Raw genomic sequence first — 9,638 nt, forward strand, 5'->3', positions numbered from 1 at the left:
AACGGCCCGTGGGCGGGCCCGGACGCGCGCGGACAGTCGTGGTGCCGCGGACCCTGAACGGGCGCTGGACACAGGCGGATGGCCGCCAACGCGGGCCGGTGCGGGGCCTGGGCGGGCAGGCGCAGGGCGCGGGTCTGGTCCCTCTGGTTGGGGTCTGGCGCCCGCCGTGCGCCTTGGAGGCTACGGCGGGCGTGTCGCCAGGGGGCCCGGACGGCCGGGCGCGGGGCGGGCGTGTGGGCCGGTACCTGGGTCAGTCGGCGATCGTGAGACAGAACGGGTGGCCGGCCGGGTCGAGGTAGACGCGGAAGTTGTCGCTCTCGCTCGGCTGGACCTCGTGCTTGGTGGCGCCGAACTTGAGCACCTGCTCCTCGGCCGCGTCCAGGTCGTCGACGACGGTGTCGATGTGGAGCTGCTGGGGCCGCTCCCCCTCGGGCCAGACGGGCGGCCGGAAGTCGCCGACCCGCTGGAAGGCCAGGCGCATCGACGAGCCGGTGTCCTTCAGCACGACCCAGTCGTCCTCGTCATAGATCACCGGCCAGCCGAACAGCCGGGAGTAGAAGTCCGCCAGCTTCTTCGGGTCGGGGCAGTCGATCACCGTGGAGTGGTACTCCGCGATGCCCTTCATGGCTCACCTCCGGGATGATGGTCCGCATGGCTGCGAACTCGTTCATGGTTCCTCTCGGCACGCCCGCGCCCCCGTTCGACCTCACCGCCGTCAGCGGCGGCAGCGTCTCGCTCGGCGATCTGCGCGGCTCGCCGGCCACGCTCGTGGTCTTCCTGTCCAACCACTGCCCGTACGTCCGCCACATCGAGCACGGCCTGGGCGCGTTGGCCGCCGACTACGGGTCACGCCTGTCGGTCGTCGCCATCTGCAGCAACGACAGCGTGAACTACCCGGACGACGACCCGACACACCTGGCCGAGCAGGCGGCCCGGGCGGGGTTCGGCTTCCCGTATCTGCTGGACGACACGCAGGAGGTCGCCAAGGCCTACCGGGCCGCATGCACGCCCGATCTGTTCCTCTACGACGCCGACTTCCGGCTGGCCTACCGGGGTGAGTTCGACGGCTCGCGGCCCGGCAACGGGGTGCCGGTGACGGGCTCGTCGGTGCGGGCCGCGATCGACGCGCTGCTGGAGGGTGTGCCGGTCAGCGCGGATCAGGTGCCGGCGATCGGCTGCGGCATCAAGTGGAAGCCCGGCAACGCGCCGGCCTAGTGTGACTCCCATTCGGTGGCGGCGGTGATCGTGGCGGGCAGCGACAGCAGCAGCTCGTGCGGCTCGCCGCCCTGCCAGCCGCGCACCAGCCGGTCGCCGGCCGGGCCGGGGTTGAAGTCCTCGCACCCGAGCGGCCCGTAGCAGCCGGCCTGGTCGAGCATGAGGATGAGCGGGTCGTCGTCGGGCAGCGCCGCGGCGTAGGCGGCGGCGTCGAGCAGGGCCAGGGCGCATCTGGCGTTGCGGCCGCCGTCGTTGGACTCCACACGGTCCAGGCGGCGCCTGGCCTGGGCTCGGAAATACGCGGCGAGCGACTCGGACCTGCTCAAGACGACCCTCTTCTACGTCACGTTGGGCTAGCACATCATCACGCAAAGCTAGCAGTGATCGGGGGTCGTTCGCGAAGTACGACAGTCCGCCACCCCACGTTTTCGCGGGGGACGAGCATGGGATCATCAAGGACATGGATGCCTTCGACGACGTTTTCGCCGGTAACGCGAAGTTTGCTGAGAAGTTCAAGGAGTCTGGGCTCACCGGCACCGCCGCACGCGGGCTCGCGGTGGTCACCTGCATGGACTCACGGATCGACCCGCTCGGACTGCTGGGGCTCAAGCCCGGCGACGCCAAGATCCTGCGCAACGCGGGCGCCCGCGTCACCGACGACGTGCTGCGCACGCTGGTGCTGGGCGTCTACCTGCTCGGCGTGCGCCGGGTGCTCGTCATGCCGCACACCGACTGCGGCATGACGAAGGTGACGGACGCCGACGTGCACGACCTGACGCAGAGCAACGGCGTCGACACGCGCAGCCTGGAGTTTCACACGGTGCCTGACCAGCACGCCGCGCTGCTGCACGACCTGACCCGCATCACGTCCTCGCCCTTCCTGCCGGCGGACATGCCGGTGCAGGGAGCGATCTACGACGTGCGCTCGGGCGTGTTGCGGCCCGTGGGGTAGCGCCCCGCGAAGCGCCGGCTCGCGGGGTTAGCGCCCCGGCAGGATGGCGCCCGCAGGATGGCGGGCCGCAGGATGGCGGGCCGCAGGATGGCGGGCCGCTGGGTGGCGGCCCGCAATGTGGCGGGCCGCAGGGCGGGGGTGGTCAGGCGTCGATGTGGTCGCGGTCGACCTCGGCGGCGCTCTTGACGATGAACTCCCGCCGGGGCGCCACGTCGCTGCCCATGAGCAGGCTGAAGATACTCTCGGCCTCTTCGACGTCCTCGATGCGGACCCGGCGCAGGATGCGGTGGCGGGGGTCCATGGTGGTCTCGGCGAGCTGGTCGGCGTCCATCTCCCCCAGACCCTTGTAGCGCTGCACCGGGTCCTTCCAGCGCTTGCCGCGCCGCTCCAGGTCGCGCAGCACCTTCTGCAGCTCGCCGTCGGAGTAGCAGTAGATGTACTTGTCCTTGCCCCGGCCCGGGTTGGTCAGCTCGATGCGGTGCAGCGGCGGGACCGCGGCGAAGACCCGCCCGGCCTCGACCATCGGCTTCATGTAGCGGTGGAAGAGCGTGAGCAGCAGGCAGCGGATGTGGGCGCCGTCGACGTCGGCGTCGGCCATCAGGATGATCTTGCCGTAGCGGGCCGCCTCGATGTCGAACGAGCGGCCCGAGCCGGCGCCGACCACCTGGATGATCGCGGCGCACTCGGCGTTCTTGAGCATGTCGCTCACGGACGCCTTCTGCACGTTGAGGATCTTGCCGCGGATCGGCAGCAGGGCCTGGAACTCGGAGTCGCGGGCCAGCTTGGCGGTGCCGAGCGCCGAGTCGCCCTCGACGATGAACAGCTCGCTGCGGTCGACGTCGTCGTTGCGGCAGTCGACGAGCTTGGCCGGGAGCGCGGAGTTCTCCAGGGCGCTCTTGCGGCGCTGGTTCTCCCGGTGCTCGCGGGCGGCGATGCGGGCCTTGGCGGCGGCGACGATCTTCTCCAGCACGGCGCGCAGCGCCTGCTTCGTGCCGCGCGGCGGGTTGGCGAACAGCTCCTTGAGCTCGCGGCTGACCACGTGGGAGACGATGCGGGTGGCCGCGGAGGTGCCCAGCACCTCCTTGGTCTGCCCCTCGAACTGCGGCTCGGGCACCCGGATGGTGACGACGGCGGTCAGGCCCTCGGAGATGTCCTCCTTGTTGACCGGGTCGTCGCCGTTCTTCAGCAGGCGGGTCTCGCGCAGCTGCTCGTTGATCGTGCGCACGAGCGCCCGCTCGAAGCCGGTGACGTGGGTGCCGCCCTTGGGGGTGGCGATCACGTTGACGAACGAGCGCACGGTCGACTCGTAGCCCTTGCCCCAGCGCACGGCCACGTCGACGGTCAGCTCGCGCTGCACCTCGGTGGGCGTCATGTGGCCCTGGTCGTCGAGGACCGGGACGGTCTCGTGGAAGTGGCCGACGCCCTGCAGCCGCAGCACGTCGCAGACGGCCTCGTCGCGGGCCAGGAACTCGGTGAACTCGGAGATGCCGCCGTCGAAGCGGAACTCCTCCTCGACGCGCTCCTCATGGCGGCTGTCGATGACGACCAGGGTGAGGCCGGGAACCAGGAAGGCGGTCTGGCGCAGCCGGACATGGATCTCGTCGAGGGAGACCTCGGCGTCGGGCAGGAAGATCTGCTTGTCGGCCCAGAACCGCACCCGGGTGCCGGTGACGCGCTTGGGCAGCGGGCCGCCGTCGCGCAGGCCGGACTTCTTGCGGAACTTGGCGGTGGGCCCGTCGCCGTCGAACACGCCCGGCACGCCGCGCCGGAAGCTGATCTCGTGGACCCGGCCGTCACGGTCGACCTCGACGTCGAGGCGGGACGACAGCGCGTTGACCACGGAGGCGCCCACGCCGTGCAGGCCGCCGGAGGCCGCGTAGGAGCCGCCGCCGAACTTCCCGCCGGCGTGCAGCTTGGTGTAGACGAGCTCGACGCCGGCCAGGCCGCTCTTGGGCTCGACGTCGACCGGGATGCCGCGGCCGTTGTCGCGGACCTCGATGGAGCCGTCGGCGTGGAGCTCGACCTCGATGCGGTCGCAGTGGCCGCCGAGCGCCTCGTCGACGCCGTTGTCGACGATCTCCCAGAGACAGTGCATGAGCCCGCGGCTGTCGGTGGACCCGATGTACATGCCAGGTCGCTTGCGGACGGCTTCGAGGCCCTCAAGCACCGACAGGTGACGAGCTGTGTAACCCGCCTCCACTAGCGTCACTCCAGCTCCTCTGGTCACTTGTCATCGAACACGTGTGCGTAGCCTACCGTTCTTCCCCTGCGCACGCGTACAAGCTTGCCATGCGGTCACGTTTGCCGTTACCGCCGGGCTGCTGGGCATTACTTTCGGACACATTCTGCTCTGGGCGTAGCGAGGGGGAGGTTGGGAACGTCCACGTCCGGTTAGATGTTGTTCCAAGTGACTGACGCCAGATCCTCGCTTCGGCGGGGGTGACCCGAAAGGCGATACGTGACTGGAGCTCTTGCCCCCGTTAAGCCGCTGACGGCCCTCGACCGCTGCGACCGTTGCGGTGCCCAGGCATACATTCGCGCGACCCTGCCCGTGGGCGGGGAGCTGCTGTTCTGCGCCCACCACGGGCGTCAGCACATCGCGGCGCTGCGCGAAAAGGGCGCCGACATCCTGGACGAGTCGGCACGACTCAGCGAAACCCGATCCCACGCCCCCGACGGCGAGCGCTGACTGCGCTGGCCTTGAGATAACCACATATTGCATGACAGAACGGCGATCCCGGGCCTGCCCGGGATCGCCGTTCTGCGTTCACACGCCAGATCAGCGCGCCTGGTCAGCGCACCCGGTAGTGATACGCGGCCACCGGCTCCAGCCCCTCGCTCCGGTAGAGCGCCTGGGCGGCGGCGTTGCCGGCCGTGACCACCAGGTAGGCCCGCCCGCCCCCGGCCAGCGCCCGCAGCACGCTGCGCGCCAGCCCGCGCCTGCGGGCAGACGGCAGCGTCGCCATGCAGTACACGCCGACCGTGGCGTCTTCCGTGCTCCCCTGCGGCACTCCCCTGCCGACCGCCACGGGCACGCCGTCCTCCTCCACCGCCGCGTAGCGGGCGGGCACGCCCGTGAGGATGCGCCCCGCCTCGCGCAGCCCGTCGCCGTAGCGGCCGTCGACCTGCCACCAGGTCCGCGTCCAGGCATCCCAGGGCCGGTCCTCGACCCGTACAGGATGGCCGGGCTCGCCGGGGACGGACCCGGACATCACCACGGTCGGGTCGGCCCGCGCGTAGCCGCGCCGGTCCAGCTCGGCGTCGAGGCCGGGCGTGGCGCCCGGCCCGATGGAGAACGCGCACGCCTGCCCGCGCGCCGCGTAGAACGCCTCGGCCGCCTCAATGGCCGCGCCCAGGTCGGCCGGGACGCCGAGCGGCAGCACCGAGTTCGCGCGCTTGGTCACGCCGCCCGCGTGGCGCAGGATCCAGCCGTCGTGGCGCACCTGCTCGTAGGCGGGCCACGCCTGGTGCACGAGAGCGTCGACGTTCATGGCCCGCGAGCCTAGCCGACCGGGTTTGACGGCATCACTCCAGGTAAGTGCCTCCCCCATCACATGGGCCGTGAAAGGGGTCGCCATGTCCAGGTCAACTGCCGCGGTCGCCGCGATGCTCCTCCTGACCGCGTGCGGCGGCGTGGGCGGCCCGAGCCGCCCGGCGGGCGAGTCGCTGACCACGATGGGCTTCGGGCTGCCCGACGAGATCGCCACGGTCCGGGTGGACGCCTTCAAGAAGGCGTACCCGGGGGTGACGGTCCGGATCAACGAGGGCGCGTTCGACGAGCAGGCGTTCCTGTCGGCGGTCGCCTCGGGCAACCCGCCGGACGTGGTCTACCTGGCCCGCGAGCGGCTGGGCAGCTACGCCGCGCGCGGCGCCATCCAGCCGCTGGACGACTGCATCAGCCGCGAGTCCATCCCGACCGGCGACTTCTACCCGGCCGCGCGGCAGCAGGTGCGCTACGACGGCCACTGGTACGGCATCCCCGAGTTCTCCAACTCGATCGTGCTCATCGTCAACGACCGGGCGGCCCGCGACGCCGGGATCGACCCGGCGAGCGTCGACACCTCCGACTGGGACCGCCTCGCCGAGCTGGCCAGGAAGATGACCAGGACGGACGGCGGCAAGGTCGAGCGGTTCGGCTTCAACCCGAAGCTGCCCGAGTTCCTGCCGCTGTGGGCCAAGGCCAACGGCGCCGACCTGCTGTCCGCCGACGGCCGCACCGCCGGGCTCGACGGTCCCGCCGTAGTCGAGGCCATGACGTACGCGAACCGCCTGGTCGAGTCGCAGGGCGGCTGGAAGCGGCTCAAGGCGTTCGTGGACACGTGGGACTTCTTCGGCGCCCGCAACCCGTTCGCCGAGGACCAGGTCGGCATGATGCTGGGCGAGCAGTTCCTGGTCTCCTCGATGGCCGGCACCACGCCGGACGTCGCGATCACCGTGCTGCCGTTCCGGGGCCGCGACGGTCAGCCGGTCAACCTGGTGGGCGGCAACGCCTGGGCCGTGCCGAAGGGCGCGCGCAACCCGGAGGCCGCCTGCCGCTGGATGAAGACGATGACCGCCGCCGAGACCTGGATCGCCGCCGCGCGGGCCCGCCAGGACAAGCGCACCCGCGAGGGCAAGGTCAACATCGGCACCTTCACCGGCAACGCCAGGGCCGACGAGACGATCTTCGGCGAGATCGTCAGGCCGAGCGGGAAGGCGCCGTTCGACGCGGCGGTCAGGACGATCCGCGCGGTGCAGCCGGCCGGGTTCGTGGTGCCGCAGTCGCCCGCCGCGGCCGAGTTCAGGAAGGCGTGGGAGGACGCGGGCACCCGCGTGCTGCTCGGCGGCCAGGAGCCGGCCGACGCGCTGGGGCGCGCCCAGACCGAGGCCCAGAAGGCCATCGACGGGGCGGCCTCGTGAGACCGGAGACCCGCTGGGCGTACGTCTTCGTGCTCCCCTGGCTCATCGGGCTGGTGCTGTTCCAGCTCGGCCCGATGCTCGCCAGCCTCGCCCTGTCGTTCACCGAGTACGACCTGATCTCCAGCCCGGAGTTCGCCGGGACCGCCAACTACGCGCGGATGGCGCAGGATCCCAAGGTCGCGGTGGCGATCGGCAACACCGTGCTCTACACCGCCCTGCACGTGCCGCTGGCCATCACGCTGGCGCTCGGCCTGGCGCTGATGCTGAACCGGATCGGCGGCCGGGGCGCCGGAGTCTTCCGGACGATCTTCTACCTGCCGTCGATGACCCCGTACGTGGCGGTGGGGGTGCTGTTCCTGTTCCTGCTGAACGGGCAGGCGGGCATGGTCAACCAGTTCCTCGGCCTGTTCGGCGTCGAGGGGCCGCAGTGGACGACCGACCCGGACTGGATCCTGCCGGGCATCGTGCTCATGTCGCTGTGGAACCTGGGCTCGACGACGATCATCCTGTTCGCGGCGCTGCGGAACGTGCCCGCCGAGCTGGCCGAGGCCGCGATGATCGACGGGGCCGGGGCGTGGGCGCGGTTCCGGCGGATCACGCTGCCGATGATCAGCCCGGCGCTGTTCTTCGTCGTGATCATCAACACGATCGCGTCGCTGCAGATGTTCGACCAGGTGTACGCCATGTTCTTCGGCAACCAGGTGACGCAGCAGGCGTCGGGCGACTCGGCGCTGTTCTACGTCGTCTACCTGTTCCAGCAGGCGTTCCAGTTCCTGCACATGGGCTACGCCTCGGCGCTGGCCTGGGTGCTCTTCCTGGTGATCGCGCTGATCACGCTCGTGCAGTGGAAGCTCGGCGGGCGGCTGGTGCACTACGAGGCGGGAGAGCGGGCGTGAGGCGGCGGCCGTTCTTCTGGATGATGCTCGCGGCGGCGTCGGTGATCTTCCTGTACCCGTTCGTGTGGCTGGTCGTCGCCTCGCTCAAGCCGCGCTCCCACACCTTCGCCGACCCGTTCGTCCCGTGGCCCGACCCGTTCGCGCCGGAGAACTACGCGGTGGTCTGGGAGGCCGTGCCGATGCTGGCGTGGCTGGTGAACACCGTGCTCGTGGGGCTGGCGGCGGCGCTCGCGGTGACGCTGTCGAGCGCCTTCGTGGCGTTCGGGTTCGCCTACTTCCGCTTCCCCGGGCGCAACGTGATCTTCGCGAGCGTGCTGGGCACCATGATGCTCCCGGCCGCGGTGACGCTCGTGCCGACGTACCTGATCTGGCACGCCGCCGGGCTGACCGGGACCCAGGTGCCGCTGTGGGCGGGCAACCTCTTCGGCTCGGCGTTCTACATCTTCCTGCTGCGCCAGTTCCTGCTCGGCGTGCCCCGGTACGTGTTCGAGGCCGCCCGGGTGGACGGCGCCACGTACCTGGACCTGTTCTGGCGGATCGCGGTGCCGCTGGCGAAACCGGCGCTGATCATCGCGTTCGTGTTCGAGCTGAAGGCGAGCTGGTTCGACCTGATGAAGCCGCTGGTCTATCTGCAGGACCCGAGCCTGTTCACGCTGCCCCGGGGGCTGAAGGCCGTCGTCGACCAGTTCTACCAGGGCGGCGACCCCAAGTGGGAGCTCGTCCTGGCCGCGAGCGTGATCACCACGCTGCCGCTCGTCGTCGTCTTCTTCGCCGGGCAGCGCTACTTCGTGCAGGGCGTCGCCACCACCGGCCACCGGTGATGACCAGGGCGTATAGGGTTCGGCTGTGCTGATTCTGCTGCCGCCGTCCGAGGGCAAGGCGTCCACGGGAGACGGCCCGCCCGTCGGAGAGCTGTCGTTCCCCAAGCTCGGCCGCCCGCGCGGGCGGGTCATGAGCGCCCTGATCAAGGCCTCGCGCCGCCGCGACGCTCTGAGCGTGCTCGGCCTGTCGCCCGGTCAGGCCCCCGAGCTGGCCAAGAACCTCGCGCTCAAGGAGGCGGCCACGCTGCCCGCCGCCGAGCTCTACACGGGCGTGCTCTACGACAACCTGGCGCTGTCCGGCCTCGACGCCGACGCACGGGCCAGGGCCGAGGAGAGCGTGCTGATCTTCTCGGGGCTGTGGGGGGTCGTGCGGCTGTCCGACCGCATCCCGCCCTACCGGCTGTCGATGGGCGTGTCGCTGAAGCCCCTGGGCGGGCTGGCGGCCTTCTGGCGCCCGCTGATCACCGCCGAGCTGGACCGGCTGCCCGGCCTGGTCGTCGACCTGCGCTCGGCCACCTACGCGGGCGCCTGGCGCCCCGGCGACCGCGGCGTGTCCGTACGGGTCTTCAAGGACGGCAAGGTCGTCAGCCACATGGCCAAGGCCACCCGGGGCGAGATCGCCAGGAAGCTGCTGGAGAGCGGCCTGACGCCCACCACCCCCGACGAGCTGGCCAAGGCCCTCGACGACCTCGGCTACTCCGTACGGCTCGCCCCCGGCAAGCTCGACGTCGACCTCTGAACGACGAAAAAAAGGGGGGTGGGGGGGGCCGGGGGGGCCCCCCCCCCGACTAAGGGGGGGGGGCCACGAACGGGGGGAGGGCCGACGCCGCCAGCGGGGCGGGGGCGGGCCGCGGG

At 70.9% G+C, this 9,638-nt stretch carries 11 protein-coding genes; 7 read left to right on the top strand and 4 right to left on the bottom strand.

The features are described from left to right. Nucleotides 1-250: 250 nt before the first annotated feature. Complete coding sequence (locus tag AB0G11_RS20445; protein ID WP_219510272.1) at nucleotides 251-625, bottom strand: VOC family protein; 375 nt, start codon at nucleotides 623-625, stop codon at nucleotides 251-253. A gap of 26 nt (nucleotides 626-651) precedes the next feature. Between AB0G11_RS20445 and AB0G11_RS20450 the strand changes: the two genes are divergently transcribed. Beyond that, complete coding sequence (locus AB0G11_RS20450; protein ID WP_219510273.1) at nucleotides 652-1,215, top strand: thioredoxin family protein; 564 nt, start codon at nucleotides 652-654, stop codon at nucleotides 1,213-1,215. Here AB0G11_RS20450 and AB0G11_RS20455 read toward each other — a convergent pair. After that, on the bottom strand, nucleotides 1,212-1,541 hold the full coding sequence (locus AB0G11_RS20455; RefSeq protein ID WP_219510274.1) for a hypothetical protein: 330 nt from the start codon (nucleotides 1,539-1,541) through the stop codon (nucleotides 1,212-1,214). The genes AB0G11_RS20450 and AB0G11_RS20455 overlap by 4 nt on opposite strands. A gap of 134 nt (nucleotides 1,542-1,675) precedes the next feature. Here AB0G11_RS20455 and AB0G11_RS20460 point away from each other — a divergent pair, with 134 nt between their 5' ends. Next, nucleotides 1,676-2,167 (top strand): carbonic anhydrase, encoded by a 492-nt coding sequence (locus tag AB0G11_RS20460; protein ID WP_219510275.1) that lies wholly within the window; start codon nucleotides 1,676-1,678, stop codon nucleotides 2,165-2,167. A gap of 142 nt (nucleotides 2,168-2,309) precedes the next feature. On the opposite strand, the gene AB0G11_RS20465 is transcribed toward AB0G11_RS20460, so the two are convergent. Then, nucleotides 2,310-4,376 carry a DNA topoisomerase IV subunit B gene (locus AB0G11_RS20465; RefSeq protein ID WP_357587425.1) on the bottom strand — a complete coding sequence of 689 codons (2,067 nt, stop codon included), beginning with the start codon at nucleotides 4,374-4,376 and terminating at the stop codon, nucleotides 2,310-2,312. 249 nt (nucleotides 4,377-4,625) lie between these two features. Here AB0G11_RS20465 and AB0G11_RS20470 point away from each other — a divergent pair, with 249 nt between their 5' ends. Continuing rightward, complete coding sequence (locus AB0G11_RS20470) at nucleotides 4,626-4,856, top strand: hypothetical protein (RefSeq protein WP_219510277.1); 231 nt, start codon at nucleotides 4,626-4,628, stop codon at nucleotides 4,854-4,856. Between the two features lie 103 nt (nucleotides 4,857-4,959). On the opposite strand, the gene AB0G11_RS20475 is transcribed toward AB0G11_RS20470, so the two are convergent. Beyond that, nucleotides 4,960-5,658 (bottom strand): GNAT family N-acetyltransferase, encoded by a 699-nt coding sequence (locus AB0G11_RS20475; RefSeq protein ID WP_219510278.1) that lies wholly within the window; start codon nucleotides 5,656-5,658, stop codon nucleotides 4,960-4,962. Between the two features lie 85 nt (nucleotides 5,659-5,743). On the opposite strand from AB0G11_RS20475, the gene AB0G11_RS20480 reads away from it, so the two are divergent. The 4 genes from AB0G11_RS20480 to AB0G11_RS20495 are packed head-to-tail and all read left to right on the top strand — an operon-like array spanning nucleotide 5,744 to nucleotide 9,522. Next, complete coding sequence (locus AB0G11_RS20480; RefSeq protein ID WP_357587426.1) at nucleotides 5,744-7,066, top strand: extracellular solute-binding protein; 1,323 nt, start codon at nucleotides 5,744-5,746, stop codon at nucleotides 7,064-7,066. After that, nucleotides 7,063-7,962 carry a sugar ABC transporter permease gene (locus tag AB0G11_RS20485; protein ID WP_219510280.1) on the top strand — a complete coding sequence of 300 codons (900 nt, stop codon included), beginning with the start codon at nucleotides 7,063-7,065 and terminating at the stop codon, nucleotides 7,960-7,962. Before AB0G11_RS20480 ends, AB0G11_RS20485 begins: the two co-directional genes overlap by 4 nt. Beyond that, nucleotides 7,959-8,783 (top strand): carbohydrate ABC transporter permease, encoded by an 825-nt coding sequence (locus tag AB0G11_RS20490; RefSeq protein ID WP_219510281.1) that lies wholly within the window; start codon nucleotides 7,959-7,961, stop codon nucleotides 8,781-8,783. Before AB0G11_RS20485 ends, AB0G11_RS20490 begins: the two co-directional genes overlap by 4 nt. 25 nt (nucleotides 8,784-8,808) lie before the next feature. After that, on the top strand, nucleotides 8,809-9,522 hold the full coding sequence (locus tag AB0G11_RS20495; RefSeq protein WP_357587428.1) for a peroxide stress protein YaaA: 714 nt from the start codon (nucleotides 8,809-8,811) through the stop codon (nucleotides 9,520-9,522). The last annotated feature ends 116 nt before the right edge of the window (nucleotides 9,523-9,638 follow it).

Origin of the sequence: Nonomuraea sp. NPDC023979 (genome assembly GCF_040639085.1) — a bacterium.
Lineage (GTDB): Bacteria > Actinomycetota > Actinomycetes > Streptosporangiales > Streptosporangiaceae > Nonomuraea > Nonomuraea ceibae.

What these genes read in the sequence shown, in the direction of transcription:
- AB0G11_RS20450 (WP_219510273.1), top strand. Translation starts at nt 652, where the DNA reads ATGGCTGCGAACTCGTTCATGGTTCCTCTCGGCACGCCCGCGCCCCCG.
- AB0G11_RS20475 (WP_219510278.1), bottom strand. Translation starts at nt 5,658, where the DNA reads ATGAACGTCGACGCTCTCGTGCACCAGGCGTGGCCCGCCTACGAGCAG.
- AB0G11_RS20480 (WP_357587426.1), top strand. Translation starts at nt 5,744, where the DNA reads ATGTCCAGGTCAACTGCCGCGGTCGCCGCGATGCTCCTCCTGACCGCG.
- AB0G11_RS20460 (WP_219510275.1), top strand. Translation starts at nt 1,676, where the DNA reads ATGGATGCCTTCGACGACGTTTTCGCCGGTAACGCGAAGTTTGCTGAG.
- AB0G11_RS20445 (WP_219510272.1), bottom strand. Translation starts at nt 625, where the DNA reads ATGAAGGGCATCGCGGAGTACCACTCCACGGTGATCGACTGCCCCGAC.